At 43.0% G+C, this 24,335-nt stretch carries 26 protein-coding genes; 7 read left to right on the top strand and 19 right to left on the bottom strand.

Features of this window, described 5'->3' with window-relative positions:
- Positions 1-18: 18 nt before the first annotated feature.
- From JO154_RS08680 to JO154_RS08695, 4 genes are all read right to left on the bottom strand, one after another.
- On the bottom strand, positions 19-408 hold the full coding sequence (locus JO154_RS08680; protein WP_291943846.1) for a DUF3037 domain-containing protein: 390 nt from the start codon (positions 406-408) through the stop codon (positions 19-21).
- A complete protein-coding gene (locus tag JO154_RS08685) occupies positions 386-1,183 on the bottom strand; it encodes a HipA family kinase (protein WP_291943849.1) in 798 nt (265 codons plus the stop codon). Before JO154_RS08685 ends, JO154_RS08680 begins: the two co-directional genes overlap by 23 nt.
- Before the next feature lie 53 nt (positions 1,184-1,236).
- Positions 1,237-4,014, bottom strand: a complete 2,778-nt coding sequence (locus JO154_RS08690; protein ID WP_291943851.1) for an endopygalactorunase — start codon at positions 4,012-4,014, stop codon at positions 1,237-1,239.
- A gap of 95 nt (positions 4,015-4,109) precedes the next feature.
- A complete protein-coding gene (locus JO154_RS08695) occupies positions 4,110-5,372 on the bottom strand; it encodes an acetyl-CoA C-acetyltransferase (RefSeq protein ID WP_291943854.1) in 1,263 nt (420 codons plus the stop codon).
- Between the two features lie 69 nt (positions 5,373-5,441).
- Here JO154_RS08695 and JO154_RS08700 point away from each other — a divergent pair, with 69 nt between their 5' ends.
- The gene (locus tag JO154_RS08700; protein ID WP_291943856.1) at positions 5,442-6,380 is read left to right on the top strand and encodes a helix-turn-helix domain-containing protein; all 939 of its coding nucleotides are present in this window, start codon (positions 5,442-5,444) and stop codon (positions 6,378-6,380) included.
- A 68-nt stretch (positions 6,381-6,448) separates the two neighbouring features.
- Here JO154_RS08700 and JO154_RS08705 read toward each other — a convergent pair whose 3' ends face one another.
- The 4 genes from JO154_RS08705 to JO154_RS08720 all read right to left on the bottom strand — a co-directional run bounded on the left by JO154_RS08705 (position 6,449) and on the right by JO154_RS08720 (position 7,785).
- On the bottom strand, positions 6,449-6,937 hold the full coding sequence (locus tag JO154_RS08705) for a hypothetical protein (RefSeq protein ID WP_291943860.1): 489 nt from the start codon (positions 6,935-6,937) through the stop codon (positions 6,449-6,451).
- On the bottom strand, positions 6,921-7,151 hold the full coding sequence (locus JO154_RS08710) for a hypothetical protein (protein WP_291943863.1): 231 nt from the start codon (positions 7,149-7,151) through the stop codon (positions 6,921-6,923). Before JO154_RS08710 ends, JO154_RS08705 begins: the two co-directional genes overlap by 17 nt.
- A gap of 91 nt (positions 7,152-7,242) precedes the next feature.
- The gene (locus JO154_RS08715; protein WP_291943866.1) at positions 7,243-7,425 is read right to left on the bottom strand and encodes a hypothetical protein; all 183 of its coding nucleotides are present in this window, start codon (positions 7,423-7,425) and stop codon (positions 7,243-7,245) included.
- A gap of 15 nt (positions 7,426-7,440) precedes the next feature.
- On the bottom strand, positions 7,441-7,785 hold the full coding sequence (locus tag JO154_RS08720) for a hypothetical protein (RefSeq protein ID WP_291943870.1): 345 nt from the start codon (positions 7,783-7,785) through the stop codon (positions 7,441-7,443).
- A 340-nt stretch (positions 7,786-8,125) separates the two neighbouring features.
- Between JO154_RS08720 and JO154_RS08725 the strand changes: the two genes are divergently transcribed.
- Positions 8,126-8,845 carry an SDR family oxidoreductase gene (locus tag JO154_RS08725; protein ID WP_291943873.1) on the top strand — a complete coding sequence of 240 codons (720 nt, stop codon included), beginning with the start codon at positions 8,126-8,128 and terminating at the stop codon, positions 8,843-8,845.
- Between the two features lie 77 nt (positions 8,846-8,922).
- On the opposite strand, the gene JO154_RS08730 is transcribed toward JO154_RS08725, so the two are convergent.
- Genes JO154_RS08730 through JO154_RS08740 form a run of 3 tightly spaced genes read right to left on the bottom strand, consistent with a single transcriptional unit; the run spans position 8,923 to position 12,912 of the window.
- On the bottom strand, positions 8,923-10,512 hold the full coding sequence (locus JO154_RS08730; RefSeq protein WP_291943876.1) for a beta-carotene 15,15'-monooxygenase: 1,590 nt from the start codon (positions 10,510-10,512) through the stop codon (positions 8,923-8,925).
- Positions 10,505-11,569, bottom strand: a complete 1,065-nt coding sequence (locus JO154_RS08735; protein WP_291943878.1) for an HlyD family secretion protein — start codon at positions 11,567-11,569, stop codon at positions 10,505-10,507. Before JO154_RS08735 ends, JO154_RS08730 begins: the two co-directional genes overlap by 8 nt.
- Positions 11,570-11,574: 5 nt before the next feature.
- Positions 11,575-12,912 (bottom strand): TolC family protein, encoded by a 1,338-nt coding sequence (locus JO154_RS08740; protein ID WP_291943880.1) that lies wholly within the window; start codon positions 12,910-12,912, stop codon positions 11,575-11,577.
- A gap of 140 nt (positions 12,913-13,052) precedes the next feature.
- Between JO154_RS08740 and JO154_RS08745 the strand changes: the two genes are divergently transcribed.
- Complete coding sequence (locus JO154_RS08745; protein WP_291943882.1) at positions 13,053-13,838, top strand: AraC family transcriptional regulator; 786 nt, start codon at positions 13,053-13,055, stop codon at positions 13,836-13,838.
- A 76-nt stretch (positions 13,839-13,914) separates the two neighbouring features.
- On the opposite strand, the gene JO154_RS08750 is transcribed toward JO154_RS08745, so the two are convergent.
- A complete protein-coding gene (locus tag JO154_RS08750; protein ID WP_291943884.1) occupies positions 13,915-14,166 on the bottom strand; it encodes a hypothetical protein in 252 nt (83 codons plus the stop codon).
- A gap of 22 nt (positions 14,167-14,188) precedes the next feature.
- Positions 14,189-14,809 (bottom strand): class I SAM-dependent methyltransferase, encoded by a 621-nt coding sequence (locus tag JO154_RS08755; protein ID WP_291943886.1) that lies wholly within the window; start codon positions 14,807-14,809, stop codon positions 14,189-14,191.
- Positions 14,810-14,885: 76 nt separating this feature from the next.
- Here JO154_RS08755 and JO154_RS08760 point away from each other — a divergent pair, with 76 nt between their 5' ends.
- The gene (locus tag JO154_RS08760; RefSeq protein ID WP_291943888.1) at positions 14,886-15,596 is read left to right on the top strand and encodes a Crp/Fnr family transcriptional regulator; all 711 of its coding nucleotides are present in this window, start codon (positions 14,886-14,888) and stop codon (positions 15,594-15,596) included.
- Here the strand turns inward: JO154_RS08760 and JO154_RS08765 are convergent, their stop codons facing one another.
- Positions 15,597-16,568, bottom strand: coding sequence for an NAD(P)H-quinone oxidoreductase (locus JO154_RS08765; protein ID WP_291943890.1), 972 nt, complete (start codon positions 16,566-16,568; stop codon positions 15,597-15,599).
- A gap of 171 nt (positions 16,569-16,739) precedes the next feature.
- Between JO154_RS08765 and JO154_RS08770 the strand changes: the two genes are divergently transcribed.
- Positions 16,740-17,564: a universal stress protein gene (locus JO154_RS08770; RefSeq protein WP_291943893.1), complete on the top strand. Its 825-nt coding sequence runs from the start codon at positions 16,740-16,742 to the stop codon at positions 17,562-17,564.
- Positions 17,565-17,998: 434 nt separating this feature from the next.
- On the opposite strand, the gene JO154_RS08775 is transcribed toward JO154_RS08770, so the two are convergent.
- The 5 genes from JO154_RS08775 to JO154_RS08795 form a co-directional block, all read right to left on the bottom strand.
- Positions 17,999-18,589 carry a TMEM175 family protein gene (locus JO154_RS08775; protein ID WP_291943895.1) on the bottom strand — a complete coding sequence of 197 codons (591 nt, stop codon included), beginning with the start codon at positions 18,587-18,589 and terminating at the stop codon, positions 17,999-18,001.
- Between the two features lie 27 nt (positions 18,590-18,616).
- Positions 18,617-19,540: a transporter gene (locus JO154_RS08780; RefSeq protein ID WP_291943897.1), complete on the bottom strand. Its 924-nt coding sequence runs from the start codon at positions 19,538-19,540 to the stop codon at positions 18,617-18,619.
- Positions 19,541-19,751: 211 nt separating this feature from the next.
- Positions 19,752-20,777 carry a cytochrome c peroxidase gene (locus tag JO154_RS08785; protein WP_291943901.1) on the bottom strand — a complete coding sequence of 342 codons (1,026 nt, stop codon included), beginning with the start codon at positions 20,775-20,777 and terminating at the stop codon, positions 19,752-19,754.
- 5 nt (positions 20,778-20,782) lie between these two features.
- On the bottom strand, positions 20,783-21,601 hold the full coding sequence (locus tag JO154_RS08790; RefSeq protein WP_291943904.1) for an MbnP family protein: 819 nt from the start codon (positions 21,599-21,601) through the stop codon (positions 20,783-20,785).
- A gap of 164 nt (positions 21,602-21,765) precedes the next feature.
- Entirely contained in the window at positions 21,766-22,146 is a 381-nt protein-coding gene (locus JO154_RS08795) for a hypothetical protein (protein ID WP_291943906.1), read from the bottom strand.
- Between the two features lie 287 nt (positions 22,147-22,433).
- On the opposite strand from JO154_RS08795, the gene JO154_RS08800 reads away from it, so the two are divergent.
- Together JO154_RS08800 and JO154_RS08805 are read left to right on the top strand one after the other, a co-directional pair.
- Positions 22,434-22,844, top strand: coding sequence for a response regulator (locus JO154_RS08800; RefSeq protein WP_291943908.1), 411 nt, complete (start codon positions 22,434-22,436; stop codon positions 22,842-22,844).
- A 93-nt stretch (positions 22,845-22,937) separates the two neighbouring features.
- Complete coding sequence (locus tag JO154_RS08805; RefSeq protein WP_291943910.1) at positions 22,938-24,314, top strand: polysaccharide lyase 6 family protein; 1,377 nt, start codon at positions 22,938-22,940, stop codon at positions 24,312-24,314.
- Positions 24,315-24,335: the final 21 nt, after the last annotated feature.

Consider the following 24,335-nt stretch of genomic DNA (forward strand, 5'->3'; position numbering starts at 1 on the left):
AGGTCGATAAAGTTTCATTTATTTCACCAGTTGGTCTAAGAGATGTTCCAGTGTAACTGCCGGATCGGCTGTCATACCCGGATGTACCCTAGATGTTTGGAGAATGGTACTGCGATTAGCGGTCAGCCAGCGGAATCGTGCAGCGGCGTCTCCCTTGGCTATAGGTCCACCTGATGGAGCACCTGTACAAATCTGTGTAAAAGCGCTGAGGTATTCTTTCACTAACTCCAATTCCGTGGCAGGTGCAAAACATTGCAGTCTTTCTACATTCAGCTCTACCAATGCATGCAGGAAACGTTTCTGCCTGCAGTAAAGAATCACTCCTACATTGAGAAATTCTTCCCGTTCCACCCTGGGCACAATGCGGATGACCGCATATTCATATTCAAACAAGTGTTTCTCTTGCATCTTGCGCTGCTTTTACAAAGATATCTGATGATGTAATCCTGGTCGTTAAAAATTCGTAGTAGACTTCGCGTACTTGATCTGGTGTTTCTTCCCAATCCCCGTTGGTAACCCAAACGTCTGGGATGAGGTTCACGATTCCACGTATGCGCGCTGGTGTGAGGATAGCGCGAAATGCTTTATTTACTGTATCCAGTTCCGTGGCTTGTGGCAACAGTACATGGTTAGCAATCTGTGCAAAAGGCCGTACCGCCTGCTCCTGCCAGTTCTGCCAGGAATGGTGAAAATACAAGGAGGCACCGTTATCGATCAGCCACAATTCATTTCGCCACCAGAGCATATTGGTATTCCGGGGCGTACGGTCCACATTTGTCAGGAGTCCATCCAGCCATACGATTTGAGAGGCTAACAAGGGTGCTATTGTTGTTACCGCAGGATCGTAGGTAATGGCGCCCGACAGGAAATGTAGGGCAAGATTGAGTCCTACGCTCGATTTCAACAAATCTTGTATTTCTTCATCCCCTTCGGTTCGACCAAAAGATTCGTCCAAATTCGCAAATACTAATTCGGGAATACGGAGGCCCAAGGCTCTGGCGATCTCCCCACCTAATAATTCTGCTATCAGGGATTTTACTCCTTGGCCGGCGCCCCTGAATTTCAGGGCATACATAAATCCGTCGTCCGCTTCGGCAATAGCCGGCATAGAACCGCCTTCCCGCAATGGTGTGATATAGCGGGTTACATTGACCGTCCTTAGCTGTGGTTGCAATTCATTCATACTGACATTTTTTCTTTCCCAACAGTGACAGCCCGAAAATTAGATCATTTTTTTCAGAATGTGGAAATATTTGAAAGCTGGATACCTGTTGTATTCCTGCTTTTGATGCCCTCCAAGAGCGCAGGAACCTTCATCAGTTTAACATCCATGATCTTCGCCTGTTGTACATCATCCAGGAATATGGCATAGCGATGATCTGGTTGCTCAAAACGAAAACTACAGCTATCTATTTTCAACTGTTGGACGTGCCTCGCCCAGATGCCATACCCCGGCTGGATCTTCAGATCTGCGGCGTTGTATTGCCCCACCCCCAGCTCCACTGGGACTTGCGCGGTATCTGATAATGGATTGCCCCCTTTCCCCAGGAAATGGACATCTTTGAAGGAAATTTCGTTGATATAACCTGTACTACGCCCGTCTGGCAAGGTGAAACCTATTTTCTCCGGCAAACTGTAACCTGCCACTATAGCGGAAAATCTACGTTGACTACCATCATACGATTTCCAGCGGGTACCGCTGAAGGCACTACCACCATATGTCTCACTAATATCAATACCATTGATCGTGATACGTTCTACTTTCCCAATATTCACATTTGTAATCAACAGCTCATCATGCACCCGACCGTTTTCGGTAAACTGAAATTTCTCTGCCGTAGCGCCCAATATGCGCGCACGATTGGAGATCGAAATAAAGAAAGGTGCCGCTGCCCGCAACATCTTCGACCGATGATGTAATGGCCCCGTATGACCACAGTTGAGATGAATATCATGGATATGTGCACCATCATTGGTAGAGATGGAAAACCCTGCTTTGTTGGCCCCCAACACGTAGATATTATCCACACAGATATCTGAAATATCGTCTGCGGTTTCTGACCCGATTTGGAAGAGATTACAATTCGTATCACCAATGATATTCCGCACCTTGAAACCCTTTGACGGACGCGTAAAACCAAGCGAACAATCCGATCCCGGTTTCACAATATCATCCGAACTCACCCGAGAAAATATATTCGTTACCGTTACCTCATTGCAACCCATGAAATCGTAAATATCTCTTGCAGATCCTTGATGATCTTTTCCAAAATAAGTATCGTGTACATAGATAGAATCCGTGCCAGTGGCCAATAAAACGAAATGTCCTCCTCGATCTATCTGCAACATGTTGTCTATACTATAATTGGGGTCCCCATGTTTCCCGATGTAATAAGGTTCATCCTTCTTTTCATCATACCATAAATCTTGTGGATTGTAAATACCTCCAATTTCCACGTTGGTGCATAGTTTCAAGGAGAACATCTTATCGCTTCTGTTATCAGGCGCATTATTCATCACCTTATCACTGGTTACCAGATTGCCATTGCCGGTAATGGTACCGTTGCCGATAATCTTAATATTGTCCAATCGCTCTCCTCTAAACATAGCGTTCTGAAAATAATGATGGCCTACATCCTGCTTGGTGAGGTAATTTTCAGGATCTTCATAAGGTCCTTTATCAGTAGGGGAAAGTCCAGAGCGATAGGCTCTATCGGAGAACCAGGTGGTTTCTGGCGCGTCTCCTCCTTTCAACGCTTTTATCACAGCACCTTGGGCGACATACAAGTATACATTGGATTGCAACTGAATGGTACGTACGTTATAAGTGCCAGGAGAAAACAGTAATGTACCTCCTCCCATTTTATTCAATTTAAGAATAGCTGCATTGATGGAATCCGTTTGATCCTCCTGCTCCTTTCCACTGACGCCACATTGCTTTACATCGAGCATCCCTGTATACATGCGAACACTCCATGATGAAATGGTTGAAGTAACCAATCGGAAGCTGTAAAATCGATGTGGTTTGAGGTTTTTAACGACGCCATACTTTCCATTTATTTCTGCCTTGGCGTCCGTCCAGGTTTTACCGTCATCCAAAGATTGCAGAATACGCACCTTGTCTGGGCAATCCCACTCAAATGCAGCACTGGTATAGTTGTGCATATCGCTTGAATACCTTTCCATTTTTAGCGGTATTCTCTTAAATGCAATGAGCCCATTTTCAAATATTATCAACTCCTTTGCGAGGCCGCCTTCGAGCCGCTTAGGCTCTTTAGTAATATACCAGGCGCCTATTTCAATCCCTTTTGTTGAATCCAGTGTATGCACTCCCGTTAGATAAAGTTCCACATCCACACCATTATTAGCACGCAAATCAAGGTGATGCAACACTATCTGGGTTGTTTTCTTTTGATGAATAACGTTTCCCTCTCCGATGAATGGATAAGGGTATCCTTTTCCACTCCTACCAGAGGAGGTAGTCGCCAATTGACTGAGCAGCATCTTTCCCCTTCCGATCACATTTACCTGGACACTATCGGCATTGAATTTCAGTGATGCGGGTATCTCAAATATTACGGTAGCATCTGGTGTACGTTGGCCAGCAGTAAAGGAGAGATGCAGGTCTTCCAGTGAATTTGCTTTCATGAGGTTACGCGGCACCTCCAATTTTCCGGTAAGGGCTCTTTCCTTCCATTGCAGGTAATAATTACTCACAGCTCCTCCCCGCCAGTATTGACGCAGATGATTGGAGTCGAGCAATTGAAACTTACTGTACTTATCTCTCTCCTCTAGTTGCCGAATAAAGCCATTAGCATCTACCCCCGTAAATACCAGTCCTTCCTTTTCCTTCGTATCTACGGTATAAGTATAGGTATGTCCATATCCAATGATGATGGTATCATGGGTAATGTCGGCAAAATTCTTAGGGAGATTCCCGGACCATTGGGCATGCAGCGGAAACGAGCCTCCCACGAGCAAGATGAATAGCAATAGGAAATAATGGAATTTCATAACGGTGTCGTACTTTATAGGTACAGGGTTCCAAATTAATAGCTTCTGCGTGTAAAAGCTGTCGCAGTCTTCCCAGAAGATGATACAAATTTATCTTAGCGTTGTACAATTGCCACCATACCCATGCCGCCGGCGGTACAAATAGATACCAACGCTCTTCCGCCGCCTCTTTCCTGCAACATTTTTGCAGTCTGTCCCAGTATCCTCGCGCCAGTGGCCCCAAATGGATGCCCAATGGCCACGCTACCACCCCGGATATTCAGTTTCGAGCGATCAATACTGCCAAGTGGTGCATCATACCCTAGTTTTTTACAATACGCTGGATCTTCCCAAGCTTTTAAAGTACATAATACTTGTCCACAGAAGGCTTCATGGATTTCATATAGGTCAAAGTCCTGTAGCCGCAGGTTATTTCTTTTTAGGAGTCGCGCTACCGCATAGGTAGGCGCCATCAACAATCCTTCTCCATGTACATAATCCACGGCTGCGGACTCCGCATCTTCCAGATATGCTAATATCGGCAGGTTACGACTTTGCGCATATGATTCAGCCGCCAGCAGTACTGCTGCGGCTCCATCTGAATAAAGGGTGCTATTCCCTGCGGTCAGGCTACCTTTCCCGGAGGTATCAAAAGCGGGTTTTAGTTTAGCGAGTTTTTCGGGCGTTGTATCTGGGCGAATGATCGTGTCTTTCACCACGCCTTTGAAAGGGAAAACAAGATCTTTGAAGAAGCCATCTTGGTAAGCTTTTTCCGCATTCATATGACTATGGTAGGCCAATTCATCTTGGGCTTCCCGACTGATCCCCCATTCTTTCACCATTAACTCCGTATGTTGGCCCATAGACAAGCCGGTACGGGGTTCCACAATACTAGGATACAGTGGGGATAAGTCGCGTATACGAAAAGAGGCCAGTATTTTCAATCTTTCGCCCAAGCTGCGGGCCCCTCGTAAGGCGACCATTTTCCAACTGAATTGTTTACTGAATAATATCGGGAGATCACTATTCGTATCGCTGCCTCCTGCAATCCCTACCTCGATTTGACCGGCCTTGATGCGCAGCCCTAGTTGTACCGCCGCATCCAAACTGGTGCTACAGGCCCTTATCACATTATACGCAGGCGTATGTGGATCCAGGCCACTGCCTAGAACACATTCTCGCGCGAAGTTCCAGTCGGTAGACCGGTTCATGATAGCTCCCAGTGCCACATCTCCTAGTCGTTCTCCAGAGAGGCCGTATTGACTCACAATCTCCTGTAAGCAGGCCGTTAGCATATCCTGGTTGGAAGTTCGGAGGTAATGTGTAAACGACTTAACAAAGGGAACGCGGCGGGAACCTATAATGGCGACTTTTTCCATGATAAGGGTTTTCTTAAAGTTAAGTATATTCTCCTGGAATGTATCTTTACAGTATCATCCTTTTTCATCATGGCTAAACGTCTATTAACCCAAGAAAAGATTCCCACTTATCACTTACAGGATTTCCGGCACCTGCACCGGGATACGGATAACCTTTCCGCTTTCGGCTATAACAATCTGCCAGAAGCTAATAAGATCAAGGGTTTCGAGATATATTCCAGCGAGGGGTTGGTTAGTGCCGTAGGGCCGCTAAAATCGGATTTCTATCGGATGAGTATTACCCTGGCTGGTGGTGTGGATGTACGGCTGGGAGTAGAAGAGTTCCGGCATCAACCGGGGACTATCAGTTTCACGTATCCGGGGCAAGTGTTTGCCAAATGTAATATCCAGCCGGGAACATTCGGTTATTACGCTTTATTTGAAGCGGATTTCCTGGAGACGCTCATCTCACCGGACAAGTTCCAGGAAGAATTCCCTTTTTTCAGTATAGAGGGGCAGTTGTTCATTCAGCTAAATGCGGAAGAGATCACGGAAGTGACGGCACATGTACAGCAGATTGATACAGAACTGCATCAGTTGAAACCTGGTAGGAACATGGCGATCAAGCTATATTTCTATTTGTTGCTACTCGCTATCAAAAGATCGTATATCCGCCAGGAGTTACATGTTACCTCAACGGATACACGCGCTGCCTATCTGGTGCCCAGGTACAGAAAATTGGTCAGTCAGCATTATTTGAGCAAACGCAAAGTGGCGGATTATGCGGCTTTGCTAGGCGTTACGCCTAATCACTTGAACAGAACTGTTCGGGAAGTAACGGGTCATACGGCTTCATATGCTATCAGTACGATGTTAGTGCAGGAAGCCAAGGCACTGTTGCGATTTACGGATAATACCATTGCAGAGATATCTCATCGCCTTGATTTCAGTGACCCTGCTGGGTTTAATCGTTTCTTCCGGGAACAAACGGGGCAGACGCCGTTGGGGTTTAGGAAGAATGTCTCTTAATACAACCTAAAGATCACTCCTGTACCAGGTTTGACCTTTAGGTTAAGCAGGACGTTGTACATGAAAGTTCACTTCTGTTGACTTATATTTTCCTGTGAGTTTTTATGCCCAAAGCTTATATTGAAACTAAAATCACCAAAATTCTTGATAAAAAACACAATGGCAAGAATAAGCCCAAAGACAAACGATGCAACTACACCAGCTAAAACATTCATCAAAAATGAAGTTCTAAGGGGTTTTACTATACTTTTTAGTAAATCGGTTTGTTCTTGTATCACCTGATCTTTTTGAATCGCAAGCTCTTCGCCAAGAACAGTGTCAATAAAATTTCGAAATACTTGCTCTCCTTTGGTTTTATAATGATCAATAGATCTGCTAGAAGAAGAAACATCGTTGAATGGGATTAAATCCGCGTCAGTAAGGGTTCTACCGCTCTGGTGCTGATTCTCGATATATTCAATTTTACTTCTCTTGTAGAGTGAATATGCAATATGCCCCACTACATCGTTATCATCTTCTACAATTTTCGCATAGATAGGGTTATAATTCCTCTTCATATTCCTTCAGGGCTTTAGCATAAGCATTCTTTATCTCCTCTTTACTAAGTTCTTTTGTTGTTACAATTCCGTCAACAATAGTTTTAATAGTAATGAAGCCATTTTTATTATAATCTTCATTCTCTTTGATAGCTGGATCTAAACCATTTAATATAAGTTCCCTATTAGCATTCCTTATTGCTTCAAGAGATACCTGATAATTTCGTCTCTCCATTTTAGTATGTTTTTAGGTTATTTAACAATAGAAATAAATTCAGCTTTGATTTTATAATTTTCAAATTCTTCTTCTGCCTCCTTCAGGGCTCTCACTCATTCCTTTGAATGATGTTTTCATCTGAATCAGGCAGCCTTCCATGAACAGACATTTGCTCCAGCGCCTTTTTCTTCTTTCTTTTGTTGTCATCCATTCTCATATATATGCCGCCCCCGAAGGTCACAATACAACCTAATACACCCAGAATGTTTGCAAAAACTATTAAGCCATTCATATAACATTATATTTTTTATGATTTATAAATAATTTTGTTTGCTTCATAACTCAAATAAGCACTACCAAGGAAACAGATTACAGCAATAAAACTTAACCATATAAAAGCAGGGGCGGGTTTTACAACTTCAGTACCGATGAAAACACCCAACAAAAAGGCCAATACTACAATAGCAAAAGCCGAAATAGTTGAAAAAATAATCTTTGCTTCCACTTTCTCGCTAGTAATTAGATTAAAGTTGTTCAAATTGATCGCCAAACCTGCAAAAAGAAAATCTTTTATATCATATCGACCAATATCCAAGTCAAGGCTGGTCACAAAACGAAGTATAATAGGTAACATACTTCCTACTAATGTCATAATATACCATATAAGTATCGATTCGTACTTTTTAAAAAAGTCCTGTAACATGGGATTAACAGATTATACACGTTAATAGATATAATAAAACATTACGTTTTATCATTAAAAGCTTGGATTAAAATTTTAGATCTCTGGCATGATCTAATATGTAAAAGGGAGAGGATTCCAAAGATAGGAAAATATTAAAAGCCAACAATTTTCTACCACTTTTTTTGAAGAAAATTTTCACTCGCAAATGATTATTGAAAAATGCATAATTCAGTTAATTCTTTGCATAATCAGGATAATAATCAATCGATCATTCTGCCCCAACTTTGTATCACAAAAAACAACAATTATGTCAGGAAATTTCGAAGGAAAAAAAGTAATCGTAGCAGGCGGATCTACCGGTGTTGGCCTTGCTGCCGCTAGACAACTCCACCACGCTAAAGCTCAAGTTACCATTACCGGTCGTTCTAAAGAGAAATTAGCGCAAGCTGCGGACTCCGTACCTGGTATTAAAACCGTAGCGGTAGATAGCAGTGACCGTGCAGCATTAGACCAATTCTTCCAGGAACAAGGCCCTATCGATCATCTGGTGGTTACCCTCAGCGGCGGTAAAGGTGCCGGTCAGTTCTCTACCTTACCATTAACGGATTTATTGGAAGGATTTGAAGGTAAATTCTGGCCACAACTCCACACCGTTCAGGCAGCATTGCCACATATCAGTAAGAATGGTAGTATCACCATCGTAACCGCTGTTTCAAGTATCCTTGGACTCCCAGGCACTTCCGGACTGGCAGCTATCAATGGTAGCCTGGAACTGATGATACCAGCTATCGCTAAGGAGATCAAACCTGTACGCATCAACGCAGTTTCTCCAGGCGTTATTGATACCCCTTGGTGGGATTTCCTTCCCCAAGCAGATAAACAGGCCGCCTTCAATGAGTATGCCGCGCAAACACCGGCAGGAAGAGTAGGCCAGCCCGATGAAGTTGCCAACGGTATCTTGTTCTTAGCAGGAAATAACTTTGTAACAGGAACGGTTATACGAATAGATGGAGGATTAAGTTTATAAAAAATAAAGCGGTCGTCCCAAAAATGGGACGACCGGTTACGTGGACGATTATTAACACATGTATGATTAAACAATAATTAAGCAGGAGAAAGCCTGCGGGATCTCAGATAAACTGCTGTTCGGTTCAGGTACGGAAACAATAGTATCAGTACCAGCGTTAAAACAATTAAACACGACATCAATTCATAATAATCCATGGCAAAACGTATCTGGCCCTGTGTATTCACAGCATTCACCAGCAGTTTGTCCGAGGCCCGCATTGCTTTTCCAGCTACCATTCCCTTTGCTTCCAATTTATGCGCTTGCATACGCAGCGTCTGCCTGACTACCGGGTCTAATTTGGTAAGATGATCCTGGAATGCGTTGTAATGCCTGCTCTTTCCGAATAACTCAAAGAAATTAATTAATCCAATACTTACACAAAAGCCTAAATAACGCACTGCCAGACACACCGCCGACGCCGAAGCCCCCACAGCAGTTGGAACAGAAGAAATAGCATATACTATGGTAGGTACCATTATCAGGCCCACACCAATACCTTGCGCCAATAATGGCAAATAATAGTTGAACTCGTTTGCCTGCACATCAAACAGGAAATACATACGTACATGAAACCCTAGTAACAACAGGAATCCTGGCACCCATATATACCGGATATGTTTCTTCTGCAAAATTATGCAGCATGCGATAATCACACCCACTACAAGCCCAATGATGTTGAACACATTCATATAAGATACATGCATGGGGTCAAACTTCAATACCACCGCATAAAAGGTGTTCGTAATCCCAGAGGCAAAACGACAGATATACATGATAAAAAGCACCAACAGGCCTACCTTGAAATTCCGATACCGAAATATTTTCAAGTGTACATATGGCCGCCGCATATGTTTTTGTCTCACTATATAAATCAATAAAACAACCCCTATCGCTATAACGCTATTGCGTATACGTTGATCCTCCAACCAGTAATATTCCTGCCCATAAATCATGATATAACCGAATAAACAGAGCATGATACTATAAAGCGAAAAACTCTGCCAGTCGAGGTTATACAGCGGAAAACGTACATTGAGTCTCACCCCATTCATCGTCAGCAACAGCAAACACAAACACGGCATGTACGCAAATATAGCCGCCTTATATACCGCATTGAAATCAACCGCATCAATCAGATCCGCTGTCACCAGGTTATTGAAAGGCACCGCACACAACAGGAATCCGAAGAATACGGAAAAACTAATCTCCCTAGCACGTTCACTTCTCAATCGGGTAAACATCAATGATAAAGAGAGATTCACGGTACACGCGAACAGCATCCCCTGGATAAAACGTATCGGCAGAAAAATATTCAGGTCGTTGGTGCGATAACAGATATAACAGGTTAGTATCTGCAAAAATGTAAATACAACGAAGTACTCCTTTGCGGCCATATACACGAAAAACCTGCGTTCAAGGCTATAAAAACCAACATATCCTGCATAGAATAATGCCACTGCAAACTGTATATCCGCCGGCTCTCCGCCATAATATCCTGCTGCCGCATTGATATTGGCCATGGGTAGAAAGAATATGACGATTGATGGCAGTATCAGCAGAAACAGCATGATTTTGATCAGCCATTCCGGCGTCCACTTGCGGAATATGGGAATGGAATTATCCATGATGTTGTTTTTTAGGCAGATAGACATTCACATTCATCCCTACTTTGAGACGATCAATATCTTTTCTTTCACCATCCACCCGTATACGCACCGGTATACGTTGTACAATTTTCACATAGTTACCGGTAGAGTTGTCCGGAGGCAGCAGGGAGAAACTGGAACCAGTAGCTGGCGATAGGGAGATAACAGTCCCTTTGAAATGTTCATCGGGATATGCATCTGCAACGATATTAACCGTATCGCCTATACGCATACTCGCTACTTGTGTTTCCTTATAATTGGCTACTATCCACTTATCTGTTTCATTATTTACGATATAGGCTAGGGTTTCTCCGGCGTCAATCATTTGTCCGGGTTCCACTGTCCTACGCCCCATACGACCGTCGTAAGCCGCTCTCACTACCGTGTATTCTACATCCAGGTTATGACGGTCTAATAAAGATCGGAGTCTAGTAATCTCCGCTTCTACGACCGCTTTCTCTGCACGAGCATCTTCAATACGAGAAGTAGCGGCCTCGAAGTTATCTTTAGCTGATTCATAATCACTGTTATTCACATCCAATGTAGCCTGCACATTTTCCAATTGTTGTTTGGTAGCAGCTTCATCGTCATACATTTCCTTGTAACGCTTGTATTCCAACTCCTGCTTCCATACGCGAGCTTTCGCGCCATCAATCTGAGAGTGAGACGCACTGGCTGTTTTCTCCAATGTATGGATATTACTTTCCAGCACGTGCAGTTGTGCCTCTGCTTTTCGTATAGACGCCTCCGTTTGATCTGATTGCAGGGTATATTCCCGGTTGTCTATCACCAGGAGGGTATCCCCTTTCTTCACGGATTGGTTTTCTTCAAATTTTACGGCAACAATAAACCCGCCAGCCCTTGCTATAACAGGGTTTACATATTCCTGTACCTGGGCATCGTTCGTTTGTTCGTACAGATACCAGGAACGGATAGTTTGCAGTCCCCATATGGCCAGTGCAACTACAATAATACCGGCCATCCAGCCTGTGATCCTGGTGATCAGCCTGTCTGTGACTAAATTTTTCTTTTTCATTTTAATTATAGCGTACCTGTGATATGCTGGAGTAAGTAGTATTTATTTTGGGAGAGAATCTTCGCTGCGGCCAGCTCAAAGCGGGTTTGCAACAGTTGTACATCTGCATCCAGGAGATCTGTAACCAGGGATGCCTGATGAAAATATGCACTCTTTATGATACGGGCATTTTCTTCTGCACGTGTTACATTGGTGGTGGCTACATCAATCTGTACCAGCGATTCCTTATACCGCAGAAATGCTTCTTTTACCTGCTGACGCACTTTATCTTCTGTATCCTTGTGTGCTTCTTCTTCCTTCTCGTACTCCAGTTTTGCAGCACTTACCTTATGAACATTATGATACAGAGAAGAAATAGGAAACGATACTTTTACCCCGCCAATACCCACGGAATACCAACTGGGATTGTATGGATAAAGGAATATCTGCGGATTGGAATACCAGAAGTCTCCATACAATCCTACCTTCGGACGTACATTGGCACGTACCTGTTCCAGGTGTAGGCGACTAATCTCAGTCTGTTGTTCTGATATATGATATTGGTAAGAATGATGGAGGGCTGCTGCCAGGTAATCATTGTAAGACACGCTGTTCTCTGCCATCACAGCGTAATTCGGATGTACGGGCCTGTCGTCTGGCTCTCCTAATATGATATTCAATTTTTGATTGGCGATGAGAATATCATTCTCGATTTTCACCAGTGTCAGTTTACGTTTGGAGAGATCCAATTCCACGCGCAATACATCGCTTTTCAGCACGGTACCATTGCGATGAAACGTTTTTATTTCCTGCAATTGTTTCTCTTGGTCTGCAATATCTTTCAATATCAAATCCCGGAAGATCTGTGCCTGTTCTAATTCTAAGAATAAAGCAGCAGTTTGGTACCTAATCTGTGAAACCGCTTCTTCCTGGCGAATAGAAGTCAACTGATGTAATACTTTATCCTCCTCAATTTTCAGGTTTAATTTATTCCCGTTGTAAATGTTGAGATAGAAATCAGCAGCAACTTTGTAGAGATTATGAATCACTTCATGCTGATCTGTAGGTTTTGAAAAGATACCATTTCCGTAGATGGGGATATTGGTGGCTTTTTCCGCGCTTCCCATGACGCCCACTTCTGGGAATCTTTCCATCTTCGCATCTTTGATTTCTTCTCCGGCGATGTCCGTAGATTTCTTTTTGATGGCAATTGTACGGCTGTAGGCTTCCGCTTTTTGCCAGGCTTCTGGCAACGTTATGTTCAGGGTATCATTTACCGCCGTTGCGTTGTCTTGCGCGTAAATGCGTAATGAATGCATTGCCAAAATCATACCTGTGGCAATAATCCGATGTCTGTAATTCATAAAAACTAGATATCTCTCATCAATATCCTGCCGCAAAATTAGAACAGGATACTATATGTCAGTTCAGATAAATAGTCAATCTTTTCATCATTCCGGCCAATTAATATTTTTACCTTTGTTGCAGGTTAAAATGTTGAATAATGGGACTAATTGCCTCCTTACCAGAGATTAACAAGCAGCGAAATGCTGTATTTATTATGCATGAGAAGTCGGAAAAGCTGATTCCACTGCATACGCACAATAAAGGCCAGTTGAGTTATGTAGAAGGTGGAATAGCCTATATTACGATAGATTATAAGACATATGTGATACCAGCCCGGCATTTCTTCTGGGTGCCGCAGGGCATGCCACATATATTGCGGATTGGTTATTCCGCTACGGTATTACGTTCCCTCTATTTTTATTCCCATGACGATGATGCAGATCCTTTTTACAGTCAGCTTGGTATTTATCCTGCTAGTGAACTGTTGATACAGATGATTAATTATACCGAGCGCTGGGATGGGTATCATGTAACGCGGAAAGATTATAATTTCGAATTCCTGGTATCCTTGAAGAAACTGCTGCCACAGTTGAATAATAAGGCATTGCCGATCATCTTGCCTACCACAGATGATGAACAGATGCAATACATAATTAAGTTTCTGGAGAAAAATATAGGTGAACGATTGACCCTAGAAAGTGTGAGTAAGCACTTTAATCTCAGCCAGCGGTCTATGTCTCGCTTGTTTCAGTCTTCCTTACATATATCCTTTTTACAGTTTTTGAAAACACTGCGCATGGTGAAGGCGATAGAGATGATTTTGAAAACATCGCGGCCGGTGAGTGATATTGCTTATGCGGTGGGTTATACATCCATTAGTTCTTTCAGCGATGCGTTTCAGGAATTTACGCATTCCCGGCCTACGGATTTCCGGAAAAATTAAAGCCTTCCGAATGGGAAGGCCTTAATTACTGCCTGGTCAGGCATAAGATTTTCAATAAAAATACTCTTTTCTAAACTTAGATAGCTTCTGCCATCTGTGTGCGGAGATACATTCTCGCGTAACGGCAGGCATTCCATTCCATGCTGTTAAAGTCCAGCGGATTCAGTGCATCCAATTCGGCATGCAATTTTTCCAGGGATGCCAGTTTGTTTGGTTCAGACAGAGTACTTACAGCATTCTGAATGATTGATTCTACTTCTGCGTAGCTTTCACCTTTCTTAATCTGATTCATTACCATCGGGACAATATTTCCTTCTGCTTTCATCATGCTTATATTTATCGCTTATCAATTACTTTTTTATGTACATTTTCAACAGGGTATCTATAGAGGATTCCACGAGGTGGTAAGCGGGAGGAATTTCATCTCCCAGGCTGTGGAACGTAACCAGGCGGGTGCCTGAAGGTCTTGCATCGAGCAATCTATACAGATACTTGCAATAATAGACGTATAAGCTCGGAGAATAGGCTATTTCGTGATCAATTCTGTCGTTATGATCCAGATTTTCAAAGAAGGAGTTGTAAAAATAGAAATTATCAAAATCGTCCATATCAAGATGGGTAAAATTTCCATGGATGAAGTCCACATTAAATTTTCCCGTCATATCTCTGGCTTCCAGGGCGATCTGATGTAATTCTTCTCTTTGTTCTACCCCATAAAAAAAGGCATCCGGGTAGAAATGTCCGCCTACCAAGCAGAATTTTCCCACACCGCTGCCAATGTCCAAGATTCTTTTCCCTGGCGCATTTGCCAGGAATCTGGCGGCTGCTTTAGCTACGCCCACGGGCGTCCAGTGACGTCTGGACAATCGTTGCATCCGTTCAGGATAGAGCCAATCGAATGCTCCATCATTTAAAAAACAATTCGGTTTCACCAATCTTTCACTAATTCCTGCCTCTGTTGATAATTCCATCCTGCAAAGTTAACTTTGCATTCAACCTGTTGCGTTGATAAATATCAATTTTTTCAGGGTTAGGTAAATAGTGTGTATGAGTTTAATGGGTATTTTTCCGATAGATAAATGGAATTTTAAGTCGCAATCCATCTTTCAGCATCTTCCAGATGAAGAGTATGATCTCCTATGCCAAAACCAGCAGGAGCAAGCGTTTGAGAAGGGTGAAATCATCTTTAAAGAGGGCGGAATTCCCGCCGGAATATATTTCATTAAACATGGTAAAATAAAGAAATATAAGGCCGATAAAGATGGTAAAGAACAGATTATATATGTTGCTAATACGGGAGAAATAATTGGCTATCATGCCATTTTGGGAGACGGCAGGTACCCAGATTCTGCCGCTGCGCTAGAAGATTGCGTCCTGGATTTCGTTCCAAAAGAAGATTTTCTGGCGGCATTGGCACAATCACCGATTCTTACCCAACGTCTCCTGAAGGCGCTCAGCCATGAATTTGCCGTTCTTAGTAATACTATTTCTGTATTTGCGCAACGATCTGTAAAAGAGAGGCTTGCTATTGCCCTCATCGTATTAAGAGAAAAATACAAGGATGATAATGTACCGGGTGAGGCAGTGAATATCAATATTTCCCGTACTGATCTGGCCAGCATTGTTGGCACTGCCAAGGAAAACGTGGTAAGATTCCTGAAAGAGTTCAAAGAAGCGGCGATCATCAATACCCAAGGACGTAAAATTGAAATCCTGGATATACGTAAATTGATAGATATCTCCAACTACGACAGCTAATTATATTACTTGTAGTACAATTTTCCCCACATGTTCACTGCTTTCCATCAGTTGATGGGCCGCAGCCGCATCTGCTAGCGGAAACACCTTGTATATCACTGATTTGAACTTTCCTTGCTCAATAAAGGGCCATACCTGCTTTTCTACTTCTGCAGCCAGTGCCGCTTTGAATTTCAGATCGCGACCACGTAATGTACTTCCTGTGATAGTCAGTCTTTTCTGCATGACTGCTAGGGCATCCAGCATTTCTTTATGTCCTCGCATAACATTAATAAACACTAGTCTTCCCTCTTCTCTCAACAAATTGATATTCTTAGGAATATAATCCCCTCCGACCATATCTAATATCACATCAATTCCCTCTCCCCTCAATCGCTCTACGAAATCAGTGGTTCTGTAGTTCACGCAAACAGTAGCTCCTAGCGCCATAACAGCCGCACATTTAACATCTGTTCCCGCAGTGGCATAGGCTTTGGCGCCTGTTGCCACTGCCAGTTGAATAGCAGTAATCCCAATTCCACTGCTGCCGCCATGCACCAATAAATGTTCTCCTGGCTGCAAGTGCCCTCGCTGGAATACATTATGCCAAACAGTGAATACGGTTTCCGGTAACGTACATGCCTGTATGAAATCCCACCCTGCGGGTACAGGCAAACACTGCCCAGCAGGCGCTACTACATATTCTGCATAACCGCCTCCAGCCACCAATGCACATACTTTATCACCTTCTTTCCATCGGGTTGCACCTTCACCAATAGCTACTATCTCCCCTGCCACTTCTAGTCCGGGTATTTCAATCGGCGCTCCCGGAGGGGCCGCATAATTTCCCTTACGTTGCGCTATATCCGGACGGTTCACACCGGCAGCATGCACTTTTATCAATACTTCACCAGCACCTGCTGTAGGTTGGTCTCTTTCTTTCAACTGCAATACAGAGGGCCCTCCTGGTTGATAAATTATTATTGCGCGCATGAGATTATTTTTTATATCTTAATATACGTTTTATAGCAGTCACTACAATGACTGTCTTTTAAAAACACACTACAGCGGTAGTATTTCACTTGACGCAGCATTTCTCTTCCCGCTTTATAAAAACCATAATGATGTTCGATTGTTCTTTCAATATAGTTAATATCTAATCTTATGCAAACTATTCTGGTTCTAACCGACTTCTCTGACACAGCCTTTCATGCAGCCGAGTATGCCTGCTTCTTGGCCAAATATTACAATACCCAACAACTGATCTTACTCAACAGTTATTTTATTCATCCAACTGCACTTGCCAACCAGCCCGTAGTAGCGATGAGCGTTCCGGATCTTCAGGCAGAAAGTGAAAAATTATTGCAAGACTGGCAAACCAAGCTCAGTGTAATTACTAATGATACCACTACCATACGTAGTATCAGCACCAATCTTCCTATCAACGAAGTGCTAGATGAGATCAGTAAAAGCGAAGAGGTACGTTTGACGGTAATGGGTATGAAAGGTAAATCCAATCTGGAAAAAGTATTGGTAGGTAGTACGGCCATCCGCACAATGGGGCAAATCAATCTACCACTGATGCTGATCCCCGTGGATGCTCCGATCACCATTCCTAAAAAAATTGTACTAGCCATTGATCTATCCACCTTTAAGGAGGCAGGAAAGAACCATCTGATCCGCGTCTTGGACCTCCTCCAAGGACAAATACTAGTCATAAATCTAGCTCGCAACGAGAAATATTCTACAGAGTTGAGGGAGGAAATTCAACTCATGCATGATTTGCTGGATAAGTATAACGTAGAATATCACTACGATTCAGACAAGAATGTGGCTACCGCAATTAATACATTCGCACACCAACATCAGGCAGATTTGATTATCACCATTCATCGTAAAAACAATAGCATCTTATCTTTCTTCCAAAAAAGTATTACACAACGATTGGCATGGAATACCACCGTTCCTTTACTGGTATTGCCATTATAGCTACTATGATAAAATGTAACTTTACAAAGCCTATGTCGACGCATCTAACCATGCCCTTGTTCACATTACCGCTTTTGTTACTATTATCACATTACAGTATAAAATTGATGTCATAGTCTGCAACTATGCCAGCGTTATCATGTTACGACTGTAATCACTACGATAACATTACAACATGAAATTGATGCCATAGTCTGCAACTATGCCAGCGTTATCATATTACCACTGTAATCACTACGATAACATTACAACATGAAATTGATGCCATAGTCTGCAACTATGCCATACTTCGTATTACCGTTATCGTTACTATGATCCTGCCTGACAATACGAGCCCATGTCATAGCATGTATTCCTGCCATAACTCGCATTTGTCAATACCTCCATAAAGAAAAGTGGATGATACGCGGATATAATCACACTGCGTTATAATCCTAATCGTTCTGTTCTTCCAGCAGGGCTTCTTCCACCGCCTTAGACGGGAGAAACCACATCACTGCCACTAGTAAAAGTATAATACCGGAGAATACTGTGTTTACAAACGCCAGCGCAATTGCAATCAAATAACCTACTACAGACAAATAGGCTTTCGTACGCAATTTGGCCAAAGCCAATCCCAACCTTCCTTCATCGGGATTGGCTTTTTTGATAGCGATTTGCAAAATAGAAAAGGCAGTTCCACACAAGATCATTACTATGGCATATGTGGCGACAGTATGCGGTGCAAAATGATTTTCTCCCATCCAGCCAGTCACGAAAGGCACCAATGATAACCAAAACAACAGGTGCATATTGGCCCACATAATAGTGGAGGTCACGCGTTTCACGGTATGCAACAAGTGATGATGATTACCCCAGTATATTCCAACATACATAAAGCTCAGGATATAGCTGAGAAATATCGGGTATTGCTGACACAAATCTGACCATGCCGCTCCATGCGGAACTTTAATTTCCAATACCATGATGGTGATGATGATGGCAAACACACCATCGCTAAAGGCTTCAATACGGGCTTTATTCATGGATTAAATATACTGAATAAAGTAAATTTAAAACAACACCGTAGCGTGCACCATCATCCTATTGCCTGCTTTCACCCTCATTTCAGCCAGCGATTGATTCATTACAGGCTGAAAATTTCCTCCGATACTGATTTTACCTAATGTCACCTCCGCTCCAACAGTGCCCATAAGCGTATGCCCTCCAGAAATATCCATCCGCATACCAGCATCCAAATCCTTAGCCGCCGTTTCATACATGACACCTGCATCAGGCGCCAATACAAGTTTATTGGCCAATCTGAATTTATAATAGGCCAATACATTCGCCGTGAACTTGTTGCCATATTGATAATCATAACTATTGGCCGTATTCAACTTATAACTGAGATTCGCATTGATACCAGCATCCATCAATCGTACATCATACATCACATTAAAAGTAAAATCTGTACTACCTGTACCCAGTTGGTAATTATTGGGAGATTCGCCCCCTGCTTGCTTGGCAGCCTGTTCATAACGCCCTGTTGGCCCCTTGATACCTGCCCCCACCCAGAGCGATTGTACCAATAATTTACTGTTCAGTACTGTTTGCTGCTTATCCAGGAGATTATAAAATCCGATCACTGCGATATCACCGAGGCCAGATTGTCGCTGTACTATTCCCTGATTACTTTTACTATTAAAATTCATCGGTACAAACCCCAATACCCGGAAACGTTTACCTATATTCCAACCTCCCCATAATTCCGCCGTCTGATAAGTTTCAGCAGTAGTCAGGTAAGAAGTAGTGCCATTGGGCCCGAGATGAGATTGTAGCGTTTTGTACTGATAGCGCAGCCCTACAAAGCGTTTGCTGAAATCAGGCAGAATACCGAGGTAATAACTACCCACACCACAGCCACAGATATCACAGGCACGTGTGCCCGCTATCGTTAGTACAAATAGCAGAAATGTTATTGTTATCTTCTTCATGATACTTTAAAAGTTGTTTCGAAAAATCTTCGGTTATTTATAAACGGGATGATACATTACGTCTATAAACTGACCTTTAATAATTACTTCCAAAATCTTCAGTCAGTAAAAAAGTGATACTACATCGCGCCTTTAGCGTGTCCCTTAAGGTGCAATGAGAATCTTCGATCGGTGATGAAACGGATGCAACACCACACCGTTAGCATGCCCCTTAAGGTTGCTCCGAAAATCTTCTGTCAGTGATGAAAGTGGTATCATTTAGCGTCTGTAGGAATGCCAACAGATATTCTTTATCCGTAGCTGACAATCGTAGCCCCCCTTTCAGCAATGGATCCAGCGTTGGCATGTCCTGTATTTCATTGGTATAATGATCCAACACGCCTCCTAATGTATAAAACCGGCCATCATGCATATAAGGAGCCGTAAAACCAAGATTGCGCAAACTAGGCACCTTGAATTTGTATTTATCTGCTGCATTCAATGTGATATCATATCTCCCTAAATCATTATTAGGACCTGCTCCGATACCATTGTTGCGATACGTGAAATCACTGAACAGTGGCTCCTTATGACAACTATTACATTGCTGTTGAAATATCTTGTAGCCGGCACTTTCTGCAGTCGTGAATTGCATACCCTCTCCCCGCATCACCCGGTCGTACTTCGAATTACTGCTGACCACCATCACCATAAACTGTGACAGCGCCTTCGTGAGACGGGCCGTCGTTATTTCCGGCGTGCCGAACGCCTTACGAAACAACTCCGGATAGGCAGGAATCCCTCTCAGCTTCCGCAAGACATTATCCATGGTCTCATCCATTTCCACCGGATTAATAATCGGCGCTATTGGCTGCAAGTCCAGATCGAAGATGCCACCATCCAGCATGAATGCCGGATGCCAGGCCAAATTCATGATAGGAGGCGCATTCCTGCTACCCAAACGATCATCAATACCATGACTCACATCATGCCCGTGATGGGTAAACGCAGATGTCTGCAAATGGCAATCGCCACAAGAAATAGTATTATTCCGCGACATCCGTGGTTCATAAAATAATTTCCTACCCAATTCAAAACCCTCTTTTGTAACAGGATTCTTCACTATATCATACGCAGTGGTCGGAAAATTTGCCGGCGCTTTAAAGCCGGCAAATAACGATGGCGTATCATTTTTTCTACTGCAAGCGAACAAGATAACATTCACACAAAGCAGTATTATTAAGTGTTTACGATACATAGCCATTAGTTTTCTGTATGGTCATGGAAAAACATGTTTACATAATTATTCGCAACAAGCGTGGAAAAATCACTAAACATGACGGTAGAATTTTTCGCCAGACTCACACGCGTATTTCCATCAAATACTTTCAGCACATCCACCATCAGGTGTACATTGGCTTGCCGCCCTGCGCGCACACGGGGAATACCACCATTGCGCAAATCAATGGTGACGGTTTTTATATTATTGATGGTAGGCGCACTGTAGCCACCAAAACCACCAATGTGATAACGGAATTTATGCTGACCAGAAGGATCCGCAGGCACAGCATCGGAAGTTCCTTCTAGCTTAAAGAAAATATACCCGCTGTTCCAACTCCAATACATGCCATTATCCATACCTGTGGCCGGATCCAGCACACCGGTACGTTTGCTAATATCCATGGTATTACGCAAACTATCTACGCCCAGCACAAAACTGAGGGTGTAATAATCGCCTGTTGGCACACGTACTTTGGCAAACTGTGATGCGCCATCCCCTTCCTTCACAAGAAAATAACTGCTGTCCTGCGGTACCACAAACGTTTTCCCAGATGCATCTTGCAGTTTAATATTGCTGATATAATACTGCAACAACGATATATTAAAGGTTTCTCCACTAGCATTTACATAGGCTCCTGTATTCAATTGTAGTTTCTTGGCGCCAACGATATTATCAAATTGTATAGATAAGGTCGACATCTCTCCTCCACCGGTAGGCACTACATCATCTTTACGAGAACAAGCCTGGAACACAATAGCGGAAATAACAAGTATATAAATGAAAACGAATTTAACTTTCATGGCATGATAAGGTTAAGTGTAAGCAATAGCCTTCCCTCCCGCCGATGCAAGGCCGGCAGAAAAAAGGAATAAGCATTCAAACAAGCTACTGTATGGACATAAAATGGATGTCACAACAATAGTTGTCATCAAAAAAAATAAAACGATCAAAAAATGAGATACACTTATGCCATGGCAGGTGGGTGAAATACAGCAGTAGGCTGATCTACAGGAGATCCAATAGTGATAGGTATTTTAAAATGTTGCTGTTCATGAAAAGTAGCTGCCTGGAAGGTAATATCAAGATGATTACCAGCATGAAATACTTCACTTTTATGCTCCGCTCTACGCTCCGGATTTTCTTCGCTACGCTTTTCTTCTGCACTTAATTGCTTACGCAGATGACATTTACCATTACAATGCAACTTAGGCTTATCACGGTTTTCACAAAGGTTGGCAGCAATGTACTGCTGACTGACATAAAATTCTAACATCACGAAATAGCGACCCGACAACTGGCAAAACCAGGTGAGCAACAACAATATCGTGATGAGTTTTCTTCGCATGAGATGGAGCTACAGTCAGTTGCGCGCAAAGGTAATTCATAATTAGTTTGAATGAATAAAAAAATGTTAAAAACATCTGTATCATCGCTTATAAAATATCAGCGAGGTATCTTGCACTCACATCTCTGCATGATGTACAGCGAATCTTTTCACTGCTATATCGCTACAGAAATAATATGGATTTTAACGGATCAAATGATTATCTTTATCAGACCGATACCTTGATTAAGGTACCTTTGAAAAAACCATACGATAAAGAAAACCGGTCCTCATTCAAAAACACAAATATGATTAAGCGCACGATTCTGATGATAGATGATGATGCAGACGACAGACAACTGTTCTGTGACGCCCTTCAGGAAGTGGCTCCTGAGAGCCTCGCGCTTACTTTCGAAAGCGGTGTAGAAGCGATCACCCAATTACAAAACAATAGCATCTCCACTCCCGATTTTATTTTCCTGGATATCAATATGCCAGTCATGAACGGAAAAGAATGCCTCACCGCACTCAAAAAAATCGCTCACCTCAAACTAACCCAAATCATCATGCTCTCTACTTCCACCTTAAGAGAGGATTTTAATGATGCCATGGACCTCGGCGCTCAATTCTTCATGACCAAACCCAATTCCTTCACAGATTTATGCGATAACCTTCGCAACATCCTCGAAAACAAATGGAAACATATGCTGAGAAATTAATTTCAGCCAGAAATATATTTTTTTGAGTCATTTTTGCAATCGTTTGCAATAATGTTTATTTTAGCAGCATTCACTGTATTTAATTCTTTCCACATGAGAAAAATTGCTGCTATCGCATTCGCCTTTGCCACCTGCACTACTATACCTACATTGGCAGAAACCATCCGCGTAAATTCCATCGATGCCTTACAATCTGCCGTCACTAAAGCACATCCCGGCGATGAAATTATCCTGGCAGATGGCGTTTATACCACGAACACAGACCTCACCATCAACTGCAGCGGTACAGATGCTGCTCATATCGTTATTCGGTCTGCTTCCCCCGCCGGCGCTGAAATCACCGGCAACGGCGGCTTTATGCTGGTAGCTCCAGCTAAATACGTGGATATCAAATGGTTTAAATTCACCCATAAATCCAATCATACTAAAACAAATCCAGGTACTAGTTTCTGTAGATTCACCCACAACCTCTTCAAAACAACCGGAGATGGCGAATACCTCGTTCTCGCTGGTAGCGATCATCAAGTGGATTATAATACCTTCCAGCATAAGAATAGTATGGGGAGATTCATTGCCGTTCGTGGCCAAGGTAGCCAAATCGCAGAAAGACTGTGGATCCATCATAACTACTTCAACGACTTCCAACCGCAGAAAGGAAACGGTGCGGAAGCATTACAATTCGGACTCAGTGGCTTCAGTATGAGCAGTAGCAACAGTATCGTGGAATACAATGTTTTTGAGGCCTGCGCGGGAGAAAATGAACTGATCTCCGTAAAATCCTCCGCGGTAACACTTCGCTATAATACCATCCGCAACTGTAAAGCACAATTCACACTCCGCCATGGTAACTACTGCCAAGTATATGGCAACTATTTTACACAAACTCCCGGCCTTCGCATATTCGGCGACCATCACAATATTCACAGCAATTATTTCGAAAACTGTGAAATTGGTATCAATATTGGAAACGGCGACGGCGAAGTGGCCACCGGTTCCCTCCTCACCTGCCACGATAGGCCCGATTCTGTACTGATTGCTTTCAATACACTGGTTAATAATCGCGCGAATATCCTCATGTCAGAACGCAAGGATGGTCTTGGCGCTACCGCTGTTACCATTGCCTATAATATCATCCAAGGCGGCGACAAAGCAGCCGATATCCGGGGTACATTTCCCGGCGCGGTATGGTCTGGCAACCTCCTCTACCAAGTACGCGACAATGGCGACATGCCCGCTGCTGGCGCTCGTATGGCAGATCCTAAACTAGCTAAAAATAATAACGGTATTTGGCACCTGCAAACGGGTAGTCCTGCTATAGGAGCCTGCAAACAAGCTATACCAGGCGTTTCCACGGATATGGATGGCCAGCCCCGCAAGGCTCCCCTCGATGCCGGCGCCGACCAGCTCTCTAATGCTCCTGTAAAAGCTACAATGCTGAATGCATCTCAAACTGGATACCTCGCACAATAATTTTCAGGCTTTCCTTATCTT

The sequence above is a fragment of the Chitinophaga sp. genome, assembly GCF_019236475.1.
Lineage (GTDB): Bacteria > Bacteroidota > Bacteroidia > Chitinophagales > Chitinophagaceae > Chitinophaga.